The sequence below is a fragment of the Terrimonas alba genome, from assembly GCF_042434975.1.
GTDB lineage: Bacteria > Bacteroidota > Bacteroidia > Chitinophagales > Chitinophagaceae > Terrimonas_B > Terrimonas_B alba.
Genome location: NZ_JBHMQM010000005.1, coordinates 444509 through 468641 on the forward strand (window position 1 = coordinate 444509; position 24133 = coordinate 468641).

Below are 24133 nucleotides of genomic sequence, written 5' to 3' on the forward strand. Positions count from 1 at the left end.
CGTGTCGGATAAGCTGCATCATACAAAAGGCATTGTGCTTCGAACAGTCAAATACGGCGAAACAAGTGTGATCGTTTCTATATTTACCGAACTATTTGGGATGCAGTCATACCTGGTTAATGGCGTTAGAGTGGCTTCAAAAAAAGGAAGTGGAAGAGCCAATCTTTTTCAACCGTCTGCCATCCTGGACATGATTGTCTATCATAATGAACTGAAACAACTGCAGCGGATCAAAGAATTTAAATGGGCGCATATCTACCAACACATTTTATCAGATGTGCGAAAGAATGCTGTTGCTTTATATATGATTGAACTCCTCACGAAATGCCTTAAGCAACCTGAAAGCAACCCGGATCTCTTCCATTTTGCAGAAGACGCTTTTTTACACCTGGACCAGGCCAACAATACGGTTACGGCAAACCTTCCGTTATTTTTCACGTTGCACCTGCCGGTTTTTTTCGGTTTCCGTGTTAATGATAATTATTCTGCCTCACATCAATGTTTGGATCTGCAGGAAGGAGAATTTGTTGATCAACATCCAACGCACCCGCATTTTTTGGATGATAAACAGGCATATGTTACCTCGCAACTATTGAAGGTGCAACAGCCAGCTGAATTAAATGATATAAAACTTAATCATGATTTCAGGCGAAATCTTTTGTACCGTTATGAAGTATTTTATGCGTTGCACATACCAGATTTTGGCACTATGAAAACACTGCCTGTTCTGAGAGAGATCCTGGGTTGACATTTCAATGGCTACAGCAGTCTTTTTGATTCGGTTAGCTTTGAATCGCACAAAACTAACCCTGGTTTTTTCCCTTTTTCAAAGCTGCCCAATGTCCTATCCATTCGCAATGCCTTTGCTCCATTAATTGTCGCCCATTTTAATAGCATTTCTATGGATATAAAAGGAAAATGCTGAAGTATAGTTTGTATCTCGGCAGTGATACTTAACTGGTGGTTTGATGCAAGGCTGTCTGTTCCCAATACCATTGAAGCTTCGTTTCTAATAAATGATTCAATGTTTGGTAATTGTCGGGTGATATACCAGTTTGCATTTGGGCAGAGACAAAAATACAGTTGGCCGAATATGGGTAAGCTTTTTGCAAAGCTAAGGTCAGCTTGATCGGTGTGAACATTGTGTACAAGAATTACCTGTTGATTGGGTAAAAATTTGGATAGATAAGTTTGGAGGCTGGTTTTTGCCGTAGGGTTAAAAAAGGAAATATCAGTGTTCAGCATTTGATATAAATCGAGGAAATCACCTTTTTTGTCCAGGAAAAAATCGTTTTCTGCGGCTGTTTCCTGGTTGTGAATGGTGAGCAATTGATTGCCGGGAAAACCAATGATTTTTTTCCATAATTCTTCCGACACCGAATAAGGAGCATGGGGAACGATTGAATTTGAAACAACCGGTACAGCGTATTTTTCGGCATAGGAACTAAAAATATCAACTGCTCTTTGGAAACGCAACTCCGCCATTTCAGGCACGAAGCCACTTGCTTCAATAAAATTGTGATACAAAAGCCTTCCTTTTTGCTTTTGCGGCAAGGTGAACTTATTATTGCAGATATCGCCGACGGCCACGATGCCATTGGCCAGCATTTCATCTTCAGCCGCCGCAATAGCCTCGTAAATTTCAGCATCTGTTGAATGCCGGTCCTTCATCACCTGCGACACAAATTTTACCAGGCCCGTGCCTTGGGAAATTTGACCTTTCATGTGGCTCAGCTCCAGGTGACAATGACAATTCACAAAACCCGGTGCCAGAATACCCGTAAAATATTCAATGTCGTCGCCAGCTTCACCTAACGGAAGAATGTTTTCTATAACACCTTCGCTTGTAGTGATTAGCACTAATTTCTCATCTGACAATTTATAGCCGTCAAATAATTGCGTTGCCGAAAATTTTCTGAAACCCATAATGTAAAAGTCGAATAAAATTAGGGGAGAAAGCCTTTAGCTGATTTACTGTGTCAAAATGCTAAATTTGCCGCCCACAAACCACAATTATGTTAGATAAGCTTGAAGCGATAAAGGGTAGATTTGACCAGTTGGGCATTGCGCTGACCAATCCAGAAATAGTGGGCAATAATAAACGCTTTGCTGAAACAAGCAAGGAATATCGAAGCCTGGAGAAAATTGTGGTTGCGTATAATGATTACAAAAAAATACTGGAGGATATTGATTTTAACCGAGAGGCTTTGAATGGTGGTGACGAGGAGCTAAGAGAGTTGGCAAAAGACGAAGCTCCGGAGCTGGAAGAAAGAAAGGAGAAAGCGGAAGCCTTTATTCGGCAATTACTGATTCCCAAAGATCCGCAGGATGAAAAGAATGCTATCCTCGAAATAAGGGCAGGAACAGGTGGCGATGAGGCCAGCCTCTTTGCCGGTGATTTGCTTCGGATGTATATCCGCTATTGTGAAAGACGAGGCTACAAAACGGCGATTCTAAGCGAAAGCGAAGGAACTGTCGGCGGTTACAAAGAGGTACAACTTGAAGTAACAGGCGATGAAGTGTATGGCACATTAAAGTTTGAAAGTGGTGTGCACCGGGTACAGCGGGTGCCTGATACAGAAACCAGCGGACGTGTGCATACTTCGGCAGCCACGGTGGCCGTAATGCCAGAAGCCGAGGAAGTGGATTTTGAATTAAATCCGGCGGACGTAAAAATGGAAACGGCCCGAAGCGGTGGAGCTGGTGGTCAGAATGTAAACAAGGTAGAAACAAAAGTGATGCTTACCCATATTCCTACGGGTACTGTAGTAGTTTGCCAAACAGAGCGTTCACAGCTGGGCAATAGAGAAAAAGCTATGCAGATGCTGCGAACCAAATTGTACGAAGAGCAGGTAAGAAAACAGGAAGAAGAAATTTCAAGGCACCGAAAAAGCCTGGTAAGTACAGGTGACCGAAGTGCAAAGATCAGGACCTACAACTTTCCCCAGGGTCGTGTTACTGATCATCGCATAGGCCTTACGGTTTATAATTTGGATGACGTTTTAAATGGCAATATCCAGGAGTTTATTGATGCATTGCAGTTCGCAGAAAACTCGGAAAAAATGGCAAACCAAAACAATTAAATAATCTTTCCGCCGGGCATCGTGTTTAGAAATTAAAGTAACTTTCTATCTAAACCATACTACGATGCTTGAACAAATTTCTGAACTCGTGAAACAATTTGGCCAGGATGCCGTGGTCAATAATCCTGATGTTCCAAATGAAGTGAATAACGCCGTTTTAGCAGAAGCAACAAATACCATTACCGGCGGTATGCAAAATATGTTGGCCGGTGGCGGTTTACAAGACGTCATTTCCATGTTTACAGGCGGCAGGGGTGTCACCCAACCATCTACCCAGGGTGGTATGGCAGGGTTACTAAAAAATCCTATGGTGGTGATGATGATAGGGCACCTGATCAGTAAGTTGGTAAGTAAATTCAATATGAGCCCATCGCAAGCCAGCAATATTTCAAATAACCTTATTCCAAATGTGTTAAATGGTTTAATTACACGAACCAACAGTAATAACCCTGCTGACGACTCCTTCGACTTCAACGACCTTATTGGATCCCTTACTGGCGGAAATACCCCTACTGCAGAATCAGGTGGAGGATTTAATTTCCAGGGATTGTTGGAACAATTAGCGAAAAGCAGTGGAAATGGCGGCTTTAATTTACAGGATATTGTTAACCAGGTGACCCGTGGCGCTCAGCAAAACCAGGTGCAGCAGGCAAGAAGCGGAAGAGGCTTCGCCGAACTGATTAAGGGTTTTTTCAGCTAATGTTTTATACTTATTCGTCGTAGTTCTTCTATCGATCAAAATAATTTTTAGATGAAGTACAAGTTTTTCATTTCATCTGGCGTCATATTGTGTAATTGGTCTGATTTCTGCGTTCTGTGTAGAGACCACGGAGTTAGTTATAATAGTTCTTTAACAAACAACTCGTCATTCCAGGCGTTATTAGAATAGTAGAATCGCCCTGAGAGGAAAAAAATTCCCCAGTTGAGGCTTTGAAATGGAAGATATGTGGTGAATTTCGGTCGATGTGGCTTTTAGAATTTCGTTAACAGCATCGATCCGCAGAATGGCAGTAAATTTGTACTATAGATAATAAGTTATTGCAAATATAAAAGCAGACAATTTTCTCATAAGCAGTTAGTTTTGGTTGCGACCCCTGTTTCTACAGGGGTCTATTTTTTTGCATACCTTCTAAAGCTAAAAATTCCGCCGAAGGCTGATCCGATTCCGTCAGCCACGATATCTCCTGCATCAAATGAACGATTGGGTACCCAGAATTTCTGTACAAATTCCATAGCGATTCCATAGAGAAAACAAAGCGCAGCTGCCAGCATGAAATAAGTGTATAGGCTGCGGCTTGTTTCTCTCTTTTTTTTATATATCCCCCAGCATAAAAGAAAAGTTATTAACCCAAACATGGCAACATGCACCCACTTATCAAACCAAATTTTGTCGAGCCAGTTTTCTTGCGGGAAAGCAGAACCGGGAAGCGTAAGTAAAACTGTAGAAACGATCAGCCAACCAGCAGCAGGAAGAAAAAAACGAACTTGATTTTTCAAGGGCAAAAATTTGCTGCAATAATAGAGGTATTTTTTATTCTGGTGAATAAAAAAGAAGAGACCTTAAAAGATCTCTTCTTAACCAACTATAGAATCCAAAATCACTCATGGCAATTATGGTTTCCTGTATGAAATACGATAAAACAAGAATTGCGGATTGAAGGAATCAAAGATTTCCCATCACGTACATCGAACCTTGCGGTGTGGGGTTGCCACCTTTCTTCTCCAGTGTAATGGCAAAAGCTTGTGCACCGGCTACATTCTTCATCCGGAGCAGGAGTTTCTTTTCGCCAATGAAAGAGTCATTGTCGATCATTCCAACGTCGATGGGTTTGCCATCGAGTAAAGCCCACAGTTGGTACTGTTTATCACTTGCCGGTCTCGGCAGATTATTTACCACCAGGTAAACATCTTTGGAAGTAGTATCCCAATATACCGTGGCGAAGGAAGCAGGAGAAGCTTCCATACCTTTCATAGCAGCCATTTTTACATTGGGATTAAGACTGATCATGGCAATTTCATCTTCCAATTCACCCAGTCGAATAGCGGTGCTGTCATAATCTCTTACAACCTCATCATAACTTGCCTGTAGTTTTTTATTGCGATTGTATTGAGAAATATTCCAGAATAAGCTACCGGCGAGCAAGATAGCACAGGCCGCCGCAACATATTTAAGCCAGTTAGTTTTTGTTGCTGAAGGCATCGCTATAACTTTTGTTTCTTCTTTATATAGCGCAGCATCCATCACCCGCTGTTTCACGATTGCGGGGGGCATCACCGCATTTTGCGTAGCCTGTTGTTCAAGTACAAGTTCAAATTCATTGCGGGCCTGGAGTACTTCAGGATATTGCCGACACATGCTTTCAAACTCAGCCTGCTCCTCTGCAGATGCCAGTCCCAGCACATAGCTTTCAACAATGCCACTCGATATGTATTCCTGTACGTTCACTTTATTTGATCATTGTTCTTAAATGAATTAAAGCACTTCGTATTCTTGTTTTGACGGTCCCCAACGGAATACTGAGAATTTTTGCTATTTCTTCATGAGTGTAGCCCTGGAAATAGGAAAGGTCGATGAGCACCCTCGCTTCTTCTTTTAACTTACCCAGCACCTTTTTCAATCCCACATCATCCACTTGTGTAAAAGTGGCGTTTCCAATATTGGTTGTATCTACGTTTTCAGAAATCGGGTAGTTTTTTAAGGAATCCTGGTATCCTTTGGATCGTACCTTATCTATGGCGGCATTCCTCGCCACATTCATTATCCAGGTAAATAGTCTTCCTTTGGCCGGATCATATAATTCTATCTTTCTCCAGATATTGATAAAAGTTTCCTGCAAAACATCCCTGGCCGTTTCCGGGTCAGCAATAATTGCACTTATTACACCGAACAAAGCTCCTGAATAATTATCGTAGAGATAACCAAACGAGTCATCATTGCGTTGTTGAAGTAAAGCAACAAGCTCCTGTTCCCCATATGTGATCTTAGAATTCAAATAGTTGGTTCGCTATAAGGAATTGATCTGCATGCTTAACATGCATAAAATATACGTTCAAAACAGGTTCCCGGTTTTAACCCACAATGGCTTCGTACCCTTTGGCATCCAATAAGCCCTCTACATCAGCAGGGTTGTCTACGGTCATTTTGATCATCCAGCCTTCACCATAGGGGTCGTTGTTTACCAGTTCAGGCGCATTTGCCAAAGCAGGGTTTAGTTCATTGATCGTTCCGCTAACGGGGAGAAAAAGATCTGAGACGGTTTTTACAGCTTCTACGGTTCCAAAAACTGCCCCGGTTGCCAGCGCTTTACCTACAGTTTCTACTTCGACATATACAATGTCGCCCAATTCACGTTGTGCAAAATCTGTAATTCCAATCGTTGCAATATTGCCGTCAAGGCTGATCCACTCGTGGTCCTTTGTATACCGAAGATTATCAGGATAACTCATAATGAATGATTTAGAACGCAAATATGAGTAAAACCGGCTATAAAATCTTCGGGTCGATATTTTTTTTCGCAATTCACCGAAAAATTGACACCGTTCATGCCAGTTTTTACACCATTGGTCGGCAATGACTTTACAGTTCTATGACACGCAGGTATCTTTGGCGTCCCTTATCTAAAAAGGAACAATTATGAGAAAACTATTTACATTTTTTTTAATTGCCGTTATTCTGAATTCGGCAGTTTCTGCACAAACAATTTCAGGTATTGTAAAAGATCAGGATGGAAAACCAGTAGATAAAACAACTGTTTCCCTGCTCAAAATAAAGGACTCTTCTGTTGTAAAATTATCAGTTACCGATAACCAGGGAAAATTTAGTATCCAGACAGATACAGTTGGCCGATACCTTGTCAGTACCTCACACGTTGCTTATGCGCCGGTTTATTCTAAGCCAATTGAAGTATCCGGTTCCGGTGATGTATCGGTAGGAGAGCTAAGTATGATTAAAAAGGAAGGCTCCTTGCAGGGCGTTACTGTTACTTCTCAAAAACCAATGATAGAAGTAAGAGCTGATAAAATGATCGTCAATGTAGAAGGAACCATGAATTCGGTTGGCAATGACGCTCTTGAATTATTGCGTAAGTCACCGGGAGTAACAGTGGATAAAGATGATAACATAAGCCTTGCCGGTAAGAATGGCGTACAGGTTTATATTGATGGAAAGCCAAGCCCATTGAGTGGAGCTGACCTTGCTAACTATTTGAAAAGTATGCAGTCTGCACAAATCGAATCCATAGAGATCATTTCCAATCCTTCGGCGAAATATGAAGCTGCCGGTAATGCAGGTATTATCAATATAAGGTTAAAGAAAAATAAAGCATTTGGAACAAACGGATCTGTTAACCTGGGTTATGTACAGGGACATTATGCTAAGTACAACGGAGGCGTAAACCTCAATCACCGCAATGGCAAAATAAATGTATTTGGTAACTACAACTATAATAACGGCGACTACCTGATGAAAATCAATTTGCGGAAAGAGCAGTTTGATACACTGTTTGCCCAAAGCAACAGAATGGTTTTTAAAAATAATACGCATGGCTTTAAGGCAGGAGTTGATTATTTTATGGATAAGAAAAATACATTGGGTGCTGTAGTAAGCGGCAACCTTGCTGATAATGATTTTAATACTTCCGGTCCAATGTATTTTACCTATATGCCCACAGGAGAACTTGTTCGTATTCTGAAAGCCACTAATCGCAACGATATGAAGCGGGACAATGTGAATACGAATATTAACTTCAAGCATACAGAAGCCAATGGAAAAGATCTGAACATTGATGCTGACTACGGATTCTTTAAAATACGATCAATCCAATATCAGCCAAACCATTATTTTGAAAAGGATGGTGTGACCCCGATTAATCATACAATTTCTAATATTATTGCACCCACCAATATTGATTTATACTCTTTAAAGGTCGATTATGAACAAAATTTTAAAGGTGGTAAATTGGGTGTGGGTGGAAAAATTGGCGTTGTTCAAACAGATAATAATTTTAACCGTACTGATGATTTATCTGCTTCTGATGATGTGATCATAAACAACCTGTTTGACTACAAAGAAAATATCAATGCCCTGTATGTTAACTATAACAAACAATTGAAGGGCCTGATGATTCAATTTGGAGTCAGGGCTGAAAACACACATTCAAAGGGAATATCGTCAGGATTTGAAACACAAAATGGCAACACCAAACATTTGGATTCTACTTTTAAACGAGATTACACAGACTTTTTCCCAAGTGCGTCATTATCATTCAATAAAAATCCAATGAATCAATGGACATTATCTTATAGCCGCAGGATAGATCGCCCGGCTTACCAGGATCTTAATCCATTTGAATTTAAGCTGAATGAATATACTTATATGAAAGGAAATACCGAGCTGAGGCCACAGTACACCAATAGCATCGGTCTGACAAATATCTTTAAGTATAAACTGACCACTGTACTTAACTATAGTCATGTGCAGGACGTTTTTGCCCAACTACCGGATACAATTAACAAAACACAGGGATTTTTGATGAAGAAAAACCTGGCTACACAGGATGTTGCAAGCCTGAACATCAGTTATCCCTTCCAATACAAGTGGTATAGTTTTTTTGCTACCATGAACTCTTCTTATTCCATTTATAAAGCCGATTTTGGCGGGGGTGACAGAAAAGTAAACCAAAAGATATTTGCATTGACCTACTTTATGCAAAATAGTTTTGACCTCGGCAAAGGATGGAAAGGCGAAATAAGCGGATTGTATATTTCACCATCGGTATGGCAGGGAGTTATTAAATCTGAAGCGATGGGCTATATTGATTTAGGTTTTCAAAAAACGGTGTTCAAAGGCAAAGGAACCGTAAGAGGCGTACTGAGTGATGTTTTCAAAACAATGAAATGGGCCGGCAGTACCAATTTTGCCGGAGTAAACAGCAGGTTTAATGGCCATGGTGAAATGCAGCAGGTTAAATTAAACTTTAGTTATCGCTTTGGAAGTAATACGGTAAAAGCAGCACGCCAGCGCAATACGGGTATTGAAGATGAAAGCAAGAGAGCCAACAGCGGCGGTGGTACCGGAACGCCGGCTGGACAATAAATAAGAAATCAGTTAAATAATATCAAAAAAGCGGCGGTCTTACATGAACGCCGCTTTTTTAATGCTCAACATCAAACTTAATTTTCGGTCTTTCCTGCACAGTTTAATCTCTGTTGAATTGAAAATTGATAATTAACATTTTTAAAGCTACCTGGGAGATTACTTTTTCTTTCGCTTAACCAGTTTAGCTTTTACAATCATTACATTTTCCAATGGCCTGTCGCGGTCGGCGGCTTTGCTGGTTGGAACCGCTGCAATCTTATCAATCACCTCCAGGCCATCGACAACCTCGCCAAATACAGTATAACCCTGGTCAAGATGCGGTGTTCCTCCAAGTGTTTTATAAACTTCCCGCTGTTCGGCTGGTATTTTTCTCCCATTTAACCGAAAAGCTTCTAATGTGTCCAGGGCGCCATCGGTAAATTTTTTTCCCTGGGTGATATAAAACTGGCTGCCATTACTGGCTTTTTGCGGATTTACATTATCACCCTCCCTTGCGGCTGCTATCACCCCCTTTTTATGAAATAAACCGGGCCTGAATTCGGCCGGAATGGTATAGCTGGGCCCGCCTTCACCCAAAGGTTTTCCCGCAGGAGCATTTTTACTGCCGGGATCGCCACCCTGTATCATAAAATTGTTGATCACCCGGTGAAACAATGAGCTGTCGTAGTAATGTTGTTTTACCAGCTTTAAAAAATTATCACGATGCAACGGTGTGGAATCGGAAAGCCTGATCAGCATATTGCCCATGCTGGTTTGCAACAGCACATCTTTCTTACGGTCTTTCTTTTTTAAAACGATTTCCTTTTGAGCCACGCAGATCTGCGCCATGAATGCGCCGATCAATAGAATTACTCCTTTTTTCATTTGCCAAACTATTGTTTAATGGATTTCATCAAATGTTCATTGCCATGGAATGCTACAATCCATTTTCTTCAAAATACAACAACACATGATCTTTCAAAAAATTTTCCTGTTCAAAAGGATTCATCTCGGGCATAGATTTTAACTGTTTGAAATGCGGCCAGCCTTCTTCGTCGGTCCGCTCCAGTTCATAATAACCGCTCGGCATCAATACAGTGCAAACCGCTACATGCATCAGGTCCTGCTTTTGTTCCTTGGTTATTTTTTCTTTGATGATGCCGGTTTCCTGCATGCCAATCAGGAAAAGAATGGTTTCCAGGTCGGGCTTTTTGCCAAATCGCTCCACCAGTTTTGCCTCAAGGGCCCACCATCTTGTTTGTAAATCATCTTGTATTTGCATAACCGCAAAGATAGTCACGGATTAAAAGCATTTTGATTGATTTCACGGATGCGTTAACGGCTGTTATCTTTGCAAAAATTTTTTATAAGATGTTGCAGTTACAGGTACTTCGTCAAAACCCGGATTGGGTAAAGGAAAGATTGGCTATAAAACATTTCAAAGACTTAACGCTGGTGGATGAAATTATCGCCATGGATGATCAACGTAAAAAGTCACAACTGGAATTTGATAATACGCAGTCAAAAATAAATGCAACATCCAAAGAGATCGGCCAATTAATGGCGAAAGGTCAAAAAGAAGAGGCTGAAGCAAAAAAGACGGAAGTGGCATCGCTAAAATTGCTGTTGCAGCCCATCACCGACAAACTTGCTCAGGCTGAAAAGCAGTTACAGGACAACCTGGTAACATTGCCAAATTTGCCTTCCGAGAAAGTTCCGCCGGGTAAAACACCTGAAGATAATGTGGTGGTGAGAGAAGGTGGCAACAAACCGCAGCTTGCTGCCGGTTCGGCGCCTCATTGGGACCTGATAAAGAAATATGATATCGTTGACTTCGAGACCGGTGCTAAAATTACCGGTAGTGGTTTTCCTCTGTATAAAGGAAAAGGAGCAAAACTGCAGCGGGCATTGATTCAATACTTTTTAGATTTTAATACAGCTGCGGGATATACTGAATACTTACCTCCCTTTATGGTAAATGAGGCTTCAGCCTATGGCACGGGTCAATTACCGGATAAGGAAGGCCAGATGTATTATATGCAGGAAGATAATTTTTACCTGATCCCTACGTCTGAAGTGCCCGTTACCAATATTTACCGCGATGAGATATTGAAAGAAACCGACTTACCTATACGGATGACTGCCTATTCACCTTGTTTCAGAAGAGAAGCGGGAAGCTTTGGTAAAGATGTTCGCGGGTTAAACCGTGTTCACCAGTTTGAAAAAGTTGAGATTGTTCAACTGACTCAACCCGGAAAAAGTTACGCGGCGCATGAAGAAATGGTGACCCATATTGAAAAATTGTTACAAACATTGGAGTTGCCCTACCGCATTTTAAACTTATGTGGTGGCGATATGAGTTTTACTTCAGCGCTTACCTACGACTTTGAAGTATATAGCGCCGCACAGGAGAGATGGCTGGAAGTAAGTTCTGTTTCAAACTTCGAAGCATACCAGACCAACCGCATGAAGATCCGGTTTAAAGATGGGAATGGAAAAACACAATTAGCGCATTCATTAAACGGAAGTTCATTGGCGCTACCAAGGATAATGGCCTGTTTGCTGGAGAATAACCAATCAGTGGAAGGAATAAAACTTCCCACAGTATTACATAGCTATTTTGGCGGCGGGATGATTTCATAATGCTGCATGGGTTCCGGAATTTTTATTTTGTTTAGGATAATTGTTCGTTAAAGGAAACGGGATACATTCTTGTTTCCTTTTTTGTTATTCATATTTGCGTTGAATATTTTTTTAATCCTAAAAAATCAACGTCATGAGAAAAACTTTACTTTCTTTAATTGTTGCATCTCTATTTGTTTTAACTGCACAAGCCCAAATAAAAAGGGGATCTATCTTTTTGGGCGGAGATGTTAGCGGATATACCTACAAGACGGAATGGGAAAATGCAATCGATCAGAAGTCAAAGGGGCTAAATATATCTCCGGTATTTGGAAAATTTATAAAAGACAATCTTGTTGTTGGCGGAAGCTTAAGTTACTCAGTCAGCAATACAGAAAACGATCCGGGAACTGAAAATAAGGCTCATGGATACGGAGCAGGTGTTTTTATCAGGAAGTATAAAAATATTGGCAGCAGCGGGTTCTACCTTTTTATACAAGGAGGACTAAATGGAGGTTATAGCAAACAAAAAACGGACGACCCGTTTACCACCAGTGAGATAAAAAGAACTACTATAGGAATAAACGCTAATCCTGGTATTTCATATGCCGTCGGTAAAAAATTTCACCTTGAGACAGGATTTAATAACCTTATAGCTGCTTCTTATTCTCATGAAAAAGGAGAAAGCAATAGCAATAGCAATAATGTTGATTATAAATCCAATGGCTTTAGTGTTTATAGCAGTTTGAGTAATGCTACATCCTCACTTTATCTTGGATTCCGATTATTGATCGGGAAATAACCTAGTATTTATTGAATTATATTATTATAGAAAAGTTCATGCAACTATTTAAACCTTGCGGCGTTCTCTTAGTCTCAGCCTAAATCAGATTCATGCCATTGAGTAACCAGTTAAAGAATCAACATCTTTTATGGCGTGCAGGCTTTGGGCCTGCTGTAGAGCAGCTCGATGACCTTTCTCAATACACTCCCGAACAATTTTATAAAGCCCTCGTAAAAGCATCTGCTCAAAAGCCTGACTATATTAATGTGGCTGATAATTACCTGCAGGGATTGATGATGGGGATAGACCAGGCAGGCAGGATGCAGCAAAAAGAACTGACAGCGGAAGAAAAAAAACTACGGCAGCAAAAAAGCAGGGAAGGGGTTCGCAACCTGAATTTATATTGGTTAAATCAAATGGTTAACAGCCGTGCCCAATTGCGGGAAAAAATGGCTTTTTTCTGGCATGGACATTTTGCCTGTCGTAACCTGAATGTTTTTTATCAACAGGATTTACTGGATATTATCCGCAGAAATGCATTGGGAAATTTCGGCACTCTATTAAAAGAGGTGTCCCGGTCAGCAGCCATGCTCAACTTCTTAAACAATCAACAAAACAGGAAAGGACATCCCAATGAGAACTTTGCCCGTGAAGTAATGGAGCTATTTACATTGGGAAGAGGTAACTATACTGAACAGGATGTTAAAGAAGCAGCCAGGGCATTTACTGGCTGGTCAGCCAATGCAAAAGGAGAATTTATTTTTCGGAAAGGTCAGCATGATTATGGTGATAAAACTGTTTTAGGACAAACCGGTAACCTTGATGGCGATGATGTGTTGGATATTTTACTCGAACAAAAACAGGCGGCTCATTTTATCGCAAAAAAATTCTACCAGTTTTTTGTCAATGACCAACCGGACATGCAGAAAGTAGAATGGCTGGCAGAGAGATTTTATAATAATAAATATGAAATCAGCAAACTGATGGAAGATGTTTTCACCAGCGAATGGTTCTATGACGAAAAGAATATTGGGAACCGGATCAAAGCTCCTGTAGAATTATTGGCAGGAATGCAACGAATGTTGCCCATGTCCATCGCAAACCAGGAATCAATCATTGTGCTGCAACGTTTGTTGGGACAAGTATTATTCTACCCACCCAATGTAGCCGGATGGCCAGGTGGAAAATCTTGGATCGATAGCAGCACCCTGATGATGAGAATGCGTATTCCACAACTCATCAATGATGAAGACGAAATGAATGTAACGCCAAAAGATGATGATGACCAAATGATGGGGAAGCCCGCGGCAGAGCAAACCGGAAATGCAGCAATGAAAACGAAGGGAGTAAAAAAATATAACAAATCGCTAAAGCCGATCGAAGCCGATATAGACTGGAAATTGTATTTGGCTCATTTTGAAAAAACGCAACGGGATAAGCTGATCAATGGAATGGCCGCTGTGTTATTGCAAACAAAAACGGCAGTAGATGCCGGCATCCTGAAGCAATATTCAGATGAGTCCGACAGGAATAGTTTTATACGTTCGGTGACTATACAAATAATGAGTACACCCGAGTACCAACTTTGTTAACGCCTGTCGCCCTAAAGAGGAAACTTAGGTCGGAGATAATAAATGCTCTTTATAAGTTCTTTAATCAACAATTGTCGTAAAAATAAACCACTTATTTCTTTTAGGGCTGTGAGTGGTAAGCCTCCCTTTAGGAAGGTTTGGAGGGTTTTATATGCAAATCAAAAGAAAAGAATTTATTCAAATCGGCTCACTGGCAACAGCCTCCCTGATGCTTCCAAAATTCTTGAAAGCATTTGAAGGCAAAGCGATGGTGCCAGCAGGTAATAAAGTGATAGTAGTATTACAATTAAGTGGCGGTAACGATGGATTGAATACCGTTATCCCCGTAAGAAACGATTTGTACTATAAGGCCAGGCCAAAATTAGGAATTGAGAAAACAAAAGCGTTGGTATTAAATGATGAAGTGGGATTACATCCCGCGTTGACCGGATTTAAAGAATTGCATGACGATGGAAGCCTTGGCATCATCAACAGTGTGGGATATCCTAATCCTGACCGGTCGCATTTCAGGAGCATGGATATTTGGCAGACTGCCAGCCAGAGTACAGAGTATTGGAACTCGGGTTGGATTGGCCGTTACCTGGATGCACAATGCAGCGGTTGCGATAAACCCACACAGGCTATTGAAATTGATGATGTATTGAGCCTTTCGATGAAGGGTAATACAACGAATGGCATTGCGGTAAAAGATCCGAAGCGTTTATACGGAACAGCCAATGAAAAATTTTTCCGTGATGTAAGCCGGAGCCGCCAGCAGGATTCGGGTGAACAGTCAGTGGATTATCTGTACAAGACGATGGCGCAAACACTTTCCTCTGCTGATTATATTTTTAAACAAAGCAGGTTGCATCCTACAGCGGCGGATTATCCAAAGACCCAATTAGGTAATAGCCTTAAAACAATTGCATCGCTCATTTTTTCTGACATCAATACCAAGGTATACTATGTTTCGCTGGGCAGTTTTGATACACATATTAACCAGGGGGCACAACAGCAGCGTTTATTTACAGAAATGAATGACGCGGTAAAAGCATTTGTAAAAGATTTGAAGACAAACAACCGGTTTGAGGATGTATTGCTGTTTAGCTTTTCAGAATTTGGAAGAAGAGTATCGCAAAATGCCAGTGGCGGAACTGACCATGGTACTGCTAATAATATGTTTTTGGTTAGCGGCGGATTGAAGCAAAAAGGTTTGATCAACGGCATGCCTGATCTCGGCGATCTGCAGGATGGTGATCTGAAATATAAAATTGATTTTAAAAATGTATATGCTACCGTGCTGAATAAATGGTTGAATACAGACGATAAAAAAATACTCGGACATCAATATGAGCACCTGGGCTTTATTTAAAATGATTTGTCAACAGCAAAAAATAGCTGTTGAAATAAAGTACCTTGATACCAGTTGGTTTAGTGCATTACTTTAATCCGTACCCATCAACAAAACTCCTGCAAGAAGCAGGACTTTTACATATTTATCGATCCGATAGATTGTCAGATCGATTTGTTTTTTCCAGTCGCAATCCGGTACAATACTATTCCCATCAAAGCGAAGAAGGCAACACCTAACCATTTATAACCTTCACCTCCCAAAGCAGATTGCAGTCCATGTTCGGCATTCAGATTAGCCAGGCCGGCACTTACTTTATCACTTGCAAAAAGAAAAGCTACCAATACACCGGCCAATGCGCCGCCGGCTACGAGTCCTGTTGCAAAAAGATTTCCTTTGCCAAGGTCTTCCTCTTCCGGCGCAACGTGAATATTTCTCTTTTTGTTTCTCCATTCAATAATGCCACGGATAGCACCGCCGATAAAGATGGGTAAGGTAGTTGATAAAGGAAGATAAATCCCAATTGCAAAACTCAAGGCTTTGATACCGCAGAGCTCTACTACAATTGCAATAAATACACCCACCAGCACAAACTGCCAGTCAAGATTGAAAGATAAAATACCTTTGATCAGTGTAGCCATCAACGTACCCTGCGGTGCAGGAAATTTATCCGTGCCTATTGCATGCTGAATTCCCTGTGCAGCCATTTCCGCTGTGGGCTGATCCAATATTTTAATGGTTGCACCAATGGCCAGTGATGAAACAATAGCCCCAACAAACAAGGAGATTTGTTGGTATTTGGGTGTGGCGCCAACAAGATAACCTGTTTTTAAATCCTGCGATGTAGCACCTGCATTCGCAGCCGCAATACAAATCATACTACCCACCACGAGTGCCATAGGCTCATAAATATGCCCCGTCCATTTTACCATAATAAAGATCAAACAAGTTCCCATTAAAGTGGCTATAGTCATACCGCTGATGGGGCTGTTGGATGAACCGATCAGGCCAACAATACGTGATGCGACGGTAACAAAGAAAGCTCCAAAGATGATAACCAGCAAGCCCAATAATAATTTGCTGCCGATATTGGTGCCGGGAATAAGCGTATTAGGCAACAAGGCAATAACGAGTAATAAAACAAGGCTGCCAATGCCAACAACTTTTATAGAAAGATCCCTTTCTGTTCTCGGAACATTTTGTTCGTTTACTCCTTCCACATCGCTCTGCTTCAACGAACCGATACTTCCTTTAAATGAAGAGATGATGGTAGGAATTGTTTTGACCAGCGTGATGAAACCTCCTGCTGCTACAGCGCCGGCGCCAATCTGACGGATATAAGCCCGATATATAGCATCCGACCAATTCGCAAAATCTTTTGTGGCAGGATCCCAACCAAATGAGCCACCCGGTTTAGCAATATCAGCCAGGTAACCAATTTTGACTAATTGATTGGCAATAACAGAAGCATCAACAAGGGAAGCCAATAAGGGGATCATCACAAACCAGCTTAAAACACCGCCAGCCACTAATACTCCTGCGATCTTTGGTCCGATTATATAACCCACACCCATATATTCAGGAGTGATCTCACCACTTACTCTTGCAGATGGAAATACTTTATTGGTTTGTTTGGTGAAAAATGCCGGAACCTCAGCTATTACATGAAATATCTTTTGTAAAATGGCATAGGCAAATGCAAAGCCCAAACCCATAAAAGCCGTTTTGGCAAACTCACCCCCACGTTCGCCTGCTTTTAATACAGAGGCGCAGGCGGTGCCTTCGGGGTAAGGTAAAGTGCCATGTTCTTTTACAATCAATGAACGTCGAAGCGGTATCATCATTAATGTGCCGAGTATACCGCCAAAAATGGCGAGGATAAGTATGGTGAAATAATTAAAGAAGCTGGCGCTCTCCGGTTCACTTAAAAATAAAAAGCCCGGTAATGTGAATACAACACCGGCAGCAATACTTTCACCAGCTGATCCTGTTGTTTGAATGATGTTATTTTCAAGAATTGTGGTTTTTAAAAATCTTCTTCCCAACGTTATGGCCAAAACGGCGATGGGTATGGACGCGGAAACAGTTAAACCCGCTTTTAATGCGAGGTATACTGTAGACGCACCGAAAATAATTCCAAAAGCTGCACCTGTCAGGATTGACTTGACAGTTAGTTCGGCCATTTGCGTTTCAGGTGATACAAATGGTTTGAAGTTGGTTTGTTCGGCCATAAATTGGTTTTATTACAGGAAGATAAGGAAAAACTTATGACCGTTAGCTCTCCCGGCCCGCAGTTCACAGCTCACAGCTCATAGCTTTAGAATTTACTTACCGGTCTAAAAAGTGCGTTTACCGTTTTTATATAATTGGTAATACTTGTACGGATATTGCTTCATTAACTTTGGCGAAAATTATTTTTATTATGAACGGCAGACCCCGGATAAACCATGAGATCGACTACAAAATTTATGGTGAAGAATTACAATTTGTAGAAATTGAATTAGATCCTAATGAAACAGCCATAGCGGAAAGTGGCGCTATGATGATGATGGAGGAAGGTATTCAAATGCAAACCATTTTTGGTGACGGATCAGCCCAACAGCCAACAGGCTTTTTTGGTAAACTGATGAGTGCCGGCAAACGCATACTCACCGGTGAAAGCTTATTCATGACCGCCTTTACCAATATTGGCCAGGGAAAAAGAAAAGTAAGTTTTGGCGCTCCTTATACCGGGAAGATCATTGCCATGGATCTGCAAGAACTGGGCGGGACGATCATTGCACAAAAAGACGCTTTTCTCTGCGCAGCCAAAGGTGTTAGTGTGGGCATCCATTTTCAACGCAGGCTGGGTACAGGTATATTCGGCGGCGAAGGTTTTATCATGGAAAAACTGGAAGGTGATGGCTTCGCTTTTATGCATGCGGGAGGATATGTGATCGAAAAGGAATTGAAACATGGTGAAGTTTTAAAAGTAGATACAGGTTGTGTAGTAGCATATACACCTGGTGTTGACTTTGATATTGAATTTGTGCGGGGAGTAAGAAACCTCGTATTTGGTGGCGAAGGATTATTTTTTGCCAGGTTAACAGGTCCTGGAAAAGTATGGATACAATCATTACCAATTAGTCGATTGGCAAGCCGCATCATGGCCTATGGCACCTATAATCGGAAAGAAGAAGGTAGCCTGTTGGGAGGTTTTGGTAATTTACTGGATGGGAGAGAATAAGAAGCATTGAAGATGATTTTATACTATGATCTTATTTCAAAAATTCCTGAATTCAAGAGCTATAGCGTTTTTGACGAAGAAGACTATATCGAAACTGGTATTAGCCCTCTTGGTACAATTGGTTCATGGCTAAAAGAATTATCGGCTGATGCGATTCAAAATCGTAAATTAATTCAAAAAATATGCGGTTACCTGAATGATATTTTTGCAAATGCAGATAAGTTCAATGGTGATATAAGAAATGATTTCCAGGTCTATTTGTTTTGGGTTTTAGATTATCCAACAATTAACCATATCAATATTTATCTGGACCCAAAGATTTTAGAAGACGGCAGAAAATATCTAAAGGCAATTGACGGAGAGAATTATCGTGAGGTTTAGATATAACTGTATATAACTAAAAAAACGCCACTCAAAAAAGAGTGGCGTTTTCAATCTAAGCAAAATGATCTGCTAAAATGCTTTCTTCTCTAAGAGTTTTCCATCTGCATCCAACTCGATAATTTCATAGCCGAGTTTTTGTAAGCCGGGTACTATTTTAGCTTTATCACCTACCACCAGGATATTCATTTTATCGGTATTGATCCATTTTTTTGCCAATGCATCAATTTCTGCCTTGCTGATAGTTTTTACAATATTGTTTTGCTGATCTACATAATTCGCCGGCAGATTGTATTCTAAAATGTTGCCGATAAAACCTGCTTTTTGAAAACCGGTCTCATAGCGCAACGCATCCCGCTGGCCGATCGCACTCTTCATAAAGCTTAATTCGTCTTCAGTAATTCCCTTTTCAGCATAGTCTTTCAATTCCCTGATGATTTCAATGGCGGCGCTGTCTGTAGCATTGCCCCTGATGCCGGAACTGAATTCATAATCGCCGGTTTGTTTACCACCCGAAAAGCCACTTCTTGCACCATAAGTCCAGCCTTTGTCTTCACGCAGGTTCATGTTTAAGCGGCTATTGAAGGCTCCGCCCAAAGCATAATTCATTAAACCAGATTTGTAATATTCACCAGTGGCATCATATTTAAGTCCTGTGACATAACCAACACGAAATTCAGTCTGTGCTGACTTCGGCACATCCACCAAAAAGATCTTTGTTTTTTCAACAGCAGGTGCAGCGGCAATAGTTGGGATCGCTACTTTCTTATTGGGCAAATTGTTCAGGAATGAAAGCTTGGGTAAAATTTCATCCTCTTTGATGTCGCCTACGATCACGACCTCCGCATCCTGCGATGTCATATAGTTGTCGTAATATGATTGTATATCAGCAATGGTAAAAGCCTTCACGGTTTCTTCATCACCATCACCCGAGATACCCAGGATATGGTTGGCGCCATAATTCAATTTTGCAAATACATTATCTGCTACGGCGGCAGGTTGCGTTTTTTGCTGTTTGAAACTTTCCAGGTTTTGTTTTTTGATGCGATCAAAAGCTGACTGCGTGAACTTGGGATTGAACATTCTTTCCTCCAGCAATTTCAGCGTAGCATCCAGGTTTTTCTTTTGCGACTGCACCTGGAAGGTAATATCATCGTTACCGCTAAATACATTGATAGAGCTACCCAACTTTTGGAGTTCCTTGCTCATTTCTTCAGCCGTGTAGTTTTTGGTATCATCATTCATCATGTCGGTGAAGAAAGATGCCTGGCCTGCTTTTGAAAGATCATTGGCGTTCAGTAAATGCCCTCCCGGTATTTTAACCGACAACGTAACCGTTGGCAACTCTGAATTTTCAGAGCCAATGAGTTTAATTCCATTTTCCCAATCCTTTCTCCAGAATGCGGGCACTTTTACAACCGGGTTAGGGCCATTGGGTGGCATCACGGCTCGGTCAAAATTATCTTTGGCTTTTACATATTTTAATCCTGCATAGCCATAATCCGGGGCTGTATAGTTGCTGTTGTCAATTTTGAAATTGTTTTCACCCACGATCATTTTTTCCTGGTTTTTGGGCAATATGCTTACTACAACAGGATGTTTATGCTTGATATATTTATTATATACCCGCATTACGTCCTCTTTGGTAACAGCGAGGTAGGTTTTCAATTGTTCCCCGATCATGTTTGGATTGCCGGTATAAGTTTGGAATGCTGCCAGCTGGGACACTTTACCTGCTACACTTTGCAATCCATTGATCAGTTGTGACTCATAACCACCTTTGAATTTCGCAATATCGTCATCGGTTACTCCTCTTGCTTCAAAGCTGTCCAATGTATTATCCAACTGGTAATACATGTTTGAAAGCGGTTTGCCTGGGTAGGGAATTACCTGGAAAGCGAAAAAGCCCGACAACTCGAACAATACGCTAAAACATCCGGCCTGCAACGCCTGTTGTTTTTTTGTCAACTGCTGATACATGAAGGAGTTATTTCCTTGCCCCAATATTTGTGCAAGACAAGCTAACGCCGCACGGTCAGGATGATAATCAGGCACCGTTGGATAAGCCTTCACCAGCATCGGCAGGCGGGCATAATTGTCTACGTATGAAACAAAACGATGCTTGTCCACCGTAGGCACCATGGCCGGCATTTTTTCAACTTTTGGTCCGGCAGGAATGGGTCCAAAATATTTTTCAACCAGTTTTATTACCTGCTCTGAGGTTACGTCGCCACCAACGGTAATCGTTGCATTGTTGGGGCCATACCAGCGCAGGAAGAAATTTTTCAGATCATCCACATTCACCCGGTTCAGGTCCTCCACATATCCAATAGTTAACCAGGAGTAAGGGTGACCATACGGATAAAGGTTTTTTGATATTTCTTCGAAAAGCAAACCATAGGGAACATTGTCTACCCGTTCACCTCTTTCGTTCTTAACGGTTTCCCGCTGGTTCTCGAATTTTTTTTGTGTTACCGCATCCAGCAAAAAGCCCATGCGATCGGCCTCCAGCCACAACATTTTTTCCAGTTGGTTGGCAGGTACGGTTTGAAAATAGTTGGTTCGGTCTGTATTGGTAGAGCCATTCAATGTTCCTCCTGATGCGGTTACCAGTTTGAAATGCTGATCATCACCAACATGGTCACTGCCCTGGAACATCATATGCTCAAAGAAGTGAGCAAAGCCGGATTTTCCTATCTCTTCACGGGCAGAACCAACATGGTACGTCACATCAACATGTGCCACAGGGTCGCTATGATCTTCATGAATGATAAGGGTAAGGCCGTTTGGCAAAACATATTTCTCATAGGGTATCACCAGTTCATCTCCCTTGCGGGTGACTTTTTCCACCAGTCTTGCCTGAGCATTTATCACAACTGTTGTAAGTAGTGCAAATGCATGCAGCAGTAATAGTTTTTGTCTTTGTTTCATCTGTAGATTTTTTGTTTTTAAATTAGCCAGATGCGATTCGTCCCCACTGTAAACGTCGGGACTCATTTCATGTGTTGTTAATTAGTTTTTGATTAAGAGAATTAGCAAAATAGTACAATTGGGCTTTCAAACCGCACCATTTATCAATTTTAAAGTCTACGAATTTGGTTGGCTAAACAAGCATAAACTACCCTAATTTTGCAAAACAATTTTTTACAATGATTCGCAAACAAGAAGTATTACAGGATGTAGTTATAAAGTTTGCCGGTGATAGTGGCGATGGGATGCAATTAACAGGTACTCAATTCACTAATAATACGGCCCTGTTAGGTATTGATTTGTCTACCTTCCCGGATTTTCCGGCCGAGATCAGGGCCCCTCAGGGCACTTTGCCCGGCGTGAGTGGTTACCAGCTCCGGTTTTCCAGTGACCGCGTCTTTACTCCCGGCGATGCTTGTGATGTGCTGGTGGCTATGAATGCGGCTGCTCTAAAAGCAAATCTTACTGCATTGAAAAAGGGGGGAAAGATCATTGTCAATACCGACGGCTTTGATTCAAAAAATCTCCGCCTTGCTAATTATCCCGAGGGTGAAAACCCGTTGGAAAACGGCAGCCTCGATAGTTACGAAGTGATCAAAATGGATGTCACCAAAATGACCCGTGAGGCACTGAAGGACTTTACCATGGGTATGAAGGAAAAGGACCGGGCCAAAAACATGTTCGTACTCGGGTTTCTCTACTGGATGTATGACAGGGATATGGACAATACCACCAGCTTCCTGAAAGAAAAGTTTGGTAAAAAGGCTGACATACTGGAGAGTAATCTCCGGGTATTACAGGCAGGCTATAATTTTGGCGATACCACCGAAACCTTTACTACTACCTATAAAGTTGGAAAGGCTAAGATGGAGCCGGGTGCTTACCGCTCCATTATGGGCAACCAGGCGCTGGCTTACGGTCTTATTGCCGCTTCACAGGTAAGTGGCTTGCCGATGTTTTTGGGTTCTTACCCCATCACCCCGGCGTCGGATATTTTACATGAGCTGGCAAGACATAAGAATTTTGGCGTACGTACTTTCCAGGCGGAGGATGAAATTGCGGCGATTACCAGCGCTATCGGTGCAGCCTACGGGGGCGCATTAGGAGTGACAACCACATCCGGTCCCGGTATGGCGCTGAAAGCAGAAGCAATGGGGCTAGCAGTGATGCTGGAAATTCCCCTGCTGATAGTCGATGTACAACGGGGTGGACCATCCACCGGCTTGCCTACAAAAACTGAGCAGAGTGATCTGCTGCAGGCTTACTATGGAAGAAATGGAGAATGCCCGATGCCGGTTATTGCTGCGGCCACTCCGGCAGATTGTTTTGATGCCGTATATGAGGCAGTTCGCATTTCTGTACAACACATGACCCCTGTTATCTTTTTAAGCGATGGCTATATCGCCAACGGCGCCGAACCGTGGAAGTTCCCGACTACAGATCAATTGCCTCCCATTCATGTCAAATTCAAAACAGAATTAGGGCACGGAGAGGAAAAGCTGCAACCTTACTTGCGGGATGAAAAACTGGCCCGCCCCTGGGCTGTGCCGGGAACGCCGGGTTTAGAACACCGGATTGGTGGTTTGGAAAAACAGAACATCACCGGTAATATCAGCTATGATCCCGAGAATCACCAGCTGATGGTGAAAATAAGACAGGAAAAAGTGGACAAGATCGCTGAATATATTCCTGAACAAAAAATAGATAGCGGCGCTGATAAAGGGAAAGTGCTTGTATTAGGATGGGGCTCTACGTTTGGTGCTATTAAATCGGCTGTCGCTGAATTGCAAGCAAAGGGTCATGCTGTAAGCCATGCGCATCTCAGGTACTTAAGACCTTTTCCAAAAAACCTGGGTGAGATCTTACACAATTTCGATACTATCCTGGTTCCCGAGATCAACAACGGACAATTGATCAAAATTATCCGTGATGTTTATTTTGTAGATGCCAAAGGATATCACAAGATCATGGGTGTGCCAATTACGAAGACGGAATTAGTGGAAGAGATCAAGAAGTATTTATAAGAATAATTGAGATAATAGTTTTAATCCATCAGTTTGCACTGGTGG

The 24133-nt window shown here is 41.7% G+C and carries 20 protein-coding genes; 11 read left to right on the plus strand and 9 right to left on the minus strand.

The features are described from left to right. Nucleotide 1 precedes the first annotated feature (1 nt). Nucleotides 2–748, plus strand: a complete 747-nt coding sequence (gene recO / locus ACFEL9_RS16880) for a DNA repair protein RecO (RefSeq protein ID WP_385892491.1) — start codon at nucleotides 2–4, stop codon at nucleotides 746–748. An 11-nt stretch (nucleotides 749–759) separates the two neighbouring features. On the opposite strand, the gene ACFEL9_RS16885 is transcribed toward recO, so the two are convergent. Then, the gene (locus ACFEL9_RS16885) at nucleotides 760–1926 is read right to left on the minus strand and encodes an amidohydrolase family protein (protein WP_385892493.1); all 1167 of its coding nucleotides are present in this window, start codon (nucleotides 1924–1926) and stop codon (nucleotides 760–762) included. 89 nt (nucleotides 1927–2015) lie between these two features. On the opposite strand from ACFEL9_RS16885, the gene prfA reads away from it, so the two are divergent. Both prfA and ACFEL9_RS16895 read left to right on the plus strand, forming a co-directional pair. Continuing rightward, nucleotides 2016–3083: a peptide chain release factor 1 gene (gene prfA / locus ACFEL9_RS16890; RefSeq protein WP_385892496.1), complete on the plus strand. Its 1068-nt coding sequence runs from the start codon at nucleotides 2016–2018 to the stop codon at nucleotides 3081–3083. A gap of 64 nt (nucleotides 3084–3147) precedes the next feature. Then, nucleotides 3148–3783 (plus strand): hypothetical protein, encoded by a 636-nt coding sequence (locus ACFEL9_RS16895; protein WP_385892499.1) that lies wholly within the window; start codon nucleotides 3148–3150, stop codon nucleotides 3781–3783. A 410-nt stretch (nucleotides 3784–4193) separates the two neighbouring features. Here the strand turns inward: ACFEL9_RS16895 and ACFEL9_RS16900 are convergent, their stop codons facing one another. From ACFEL9_RS16900 to gcvH, 4 genes are all read right to left on the minus strand, one after another. Continuing rightward, a complete protein-coding gene (locus tag ACFEL9_RS16900) occupies nucleotides 4194–4580 on the minus strand; it encodes a VanZ family protein (RefSeq protein ID WP_385892501.1) in 387 nt (128 codons plus the stop codon). Between the two features lie 166 nt (nucleotides 4581–4746). Then, nucleotides 4747–5529 (minus strand): anti-sigma factor, encoded by a 783-nt coding sequence (locus ACFEL9_RS16905; RefSeq protein WP_385892503.1) that lies wholly within the window; start codon nucleotides 5527–5529, stop codon nucleotides 4747–4749. A gap of 1 nt (nucleotide 5530) precedes the next feature. Then, nucleotides 5531–6076: an RNA polymerase sigma factor gene (locus tag ACFEL9_RS16910; protein WP_385892506.1), complete on the minus strand. Its 546-nt coding sequence runs from the start codon at nucleotides 6074–6076 to the stop codon at nucleotides 5531–5533. Nucleotides 6077–6152: 76 nt separating this feature from the next. Then, nucleotides 6153–6530, minus strand: coding sequence for a glycine cleavage system protein GcvH (gene gcvH, locus ACFEL9_RS16915; RefSeq protein ID WP_385892508.1), 378 nt, complete (start codon nucleotides 6528–6530; stop codon nucleotides 6153–6155). Nucleotides 6531–6717: 187 nt separating this feature from the next. Between gcvH and ACFEL9_RS16920 the strand changes: the two genes are divergently transcribed. Then, on the plus strand, nucleotides 6718–9177 hold the full coding sequence (locus ACFEL9_RS16920) for a TonB-dependent receptor domain-containing protein (protein WP_385892511.1): 2460 nt from the start codon (nucleotides 6718–6720) through the stop codon (nucleotides 9175–9177). Between the two features lie 159 nt (nucleotides 9178–9336). Here the strand turns inward: ACFEL9_RS16920 and ACFEL9_RS16925 are convergent, their stop codons facing one another. Then, a complete protein-coding gene (locus ACFEL9_RS16925; RefSeq protein ID WP_385892513.1) occupies nucleotides 9337–10044 on the minus strand; it encodes a peptidylprolyl isomerase in 708 nt (235 codons plus the stop codon). A gap of 52 nt (nucleotides 10045–10096) precedes the next feature. Continuing rightward, a complete protein-coding gene (locus ACFEL9_RS16930) occupies nucleotides 10097–10441 on the minus strand; it encodes a hypothetical protein (RefSeq protein WP_385892516.1) in 345 nt (114 codons plus the stop codon). A gap of 89 nt (nucleotides 10442–10530) precedes the next feature. On the opposite strand from ACFEL9_RS16930, the gene serS reads away from it, so the two are divergent. The 4 genes from serS (at nucleotide 10531) to ACFEL9_RS16950 (ending at nucleotide 15508) form a co-directional block, all read left to right on the plus strand. Continuing rightward, nucleotides 10531–11802 carry a serine--tRNA ligase gene (gene serS / locus ACFEL9_RS16935; RefSeq protein WP_385892518.1) on the plus strand — a complete coding sequence of 424 codons (1272 nt, stop codon included), beginning with the start codon at nucleotides 10531–10533 and terminating at the stop codon, nucleotides 11800–11802. Nucleotides 11803–11935: 133 nt separating this feature from the next. Then, nucleotides 11936–12583, plus strand: a complete 648-nt coding sequence (locus ACFEL9_RS16940; RefSeq protein WP_385892521.1) for an outer membrane beta-barrel protein — start codon at nucleotides 11936–11938, stop codon at nucleotides 12581–12583. A 92-nt stretch (nucleotides 12584–12675) separates the two neighbouring features. Continuing rightward, a complete protein-coding gene (locus ACFEL9_RS16945; RefSeq protein ID WP_385892523.1) occupies nucleotides 12676–14157 on the plus strand; it encodes a DUF1800 domain-containing protein in 1482 nt (493 codons plus the stop codon). Nucleotides 14158–14308: 151 nt separating this feature from the next. Next, nucleotides 14309–15508 (plus strand): DUF1501 domain-containing protein, encoded by a 1200-nt coding sequence (locus tag ACFEL9_RS16950; RefSeq protein ID WP_385892526.1) that lies wholly within the window; start codon nucleotides 14309–14311, stop codon nucleotides 15506–15508. Between the two features lie 143 nt (nucleotides 15509–15651). Here ACFEL9_RS16950 and ACFEL9_RS16955 read toward each other — a convergent pair whose 3' ends face one another. Next, on the minus strand, nucleotides 15652–17718 hold the full coding sequence (locus ACFEL9_RS16955; protein WP_385892528.1) for an OPT family oligopeptide transporter: 2067 nt from the start codon (nucleotides 17716–17718) through the stop codon (nucleotides 15652–15654). A 191-nt stretch (nucleotides 17719–17909) separates the two neighbouring features. On the opposite strand from ACFEL9_RS16955, the gene ACFEL9_RS16960 reads away from it, so the two are divergent. Together ACFEL9_RS16960 and ACFEL9_RS16965 are read left to right on the plus strand one after the other, a co-directional pair. Continuing rightward, entirely contained in the window at nucleotides 17910–18713 is an 804-nt protein-coding gene (locus ACFEL9_RS16960) for a TIGR00266 family protein (RefSeq protein WP_385892531.1), read from the plus strand. Between the two features lie 12 nt (nucleotides 18714–18725). Continuing rightward, a complete protein-coding gene (locus ACFEL9_RS16965; protein ID WP_385892534.1) occupies nucleotides 18726–19094 on the plus strand; it encodes a hypothetical protein in 369 nt (122 codons plus the stop codon). 72 nt (nucleotides 19095–19166) lie between these two features. On the opposite strand, the gene ACFEL9_RS16970 is transcribed toward ACFEL9_RS16965, so the two are convergent. Then, nucleotides 19167–22025 (minus strand): M16 family metallopeptidase, encoded by a 2859-nt coding sequence (locus ACFEL9_RS16970; RefSeq protein WP_385892535.1) that lies wholly within the window; start codon nucleotides 22023–22025, stop codon nucleotides 19167–19169. A 218-nt stretch (nucleotides 22026–22243) separates the two neighbouring features. Between ACFEL9_RS16970 and ACFEL9_RS16975 the strand changes: the two genes are divergently transcribed. Beyond that, on the plus strand, nucleotides 22244–24088 hold the full coding sequence (locus ACFEL9_RS16975) for a 2-oxoacid:acceptor oxidoreductase subunit alpha (RefSeq protein WP_385892537.1): 1845 nt from the start codon (nucleotides 22244–22246) through the stop codon (nucleotides 24086–24088). The last annotated feature ends 45 nt before the right edge of the window (nucleotides 24089–24133 follow it).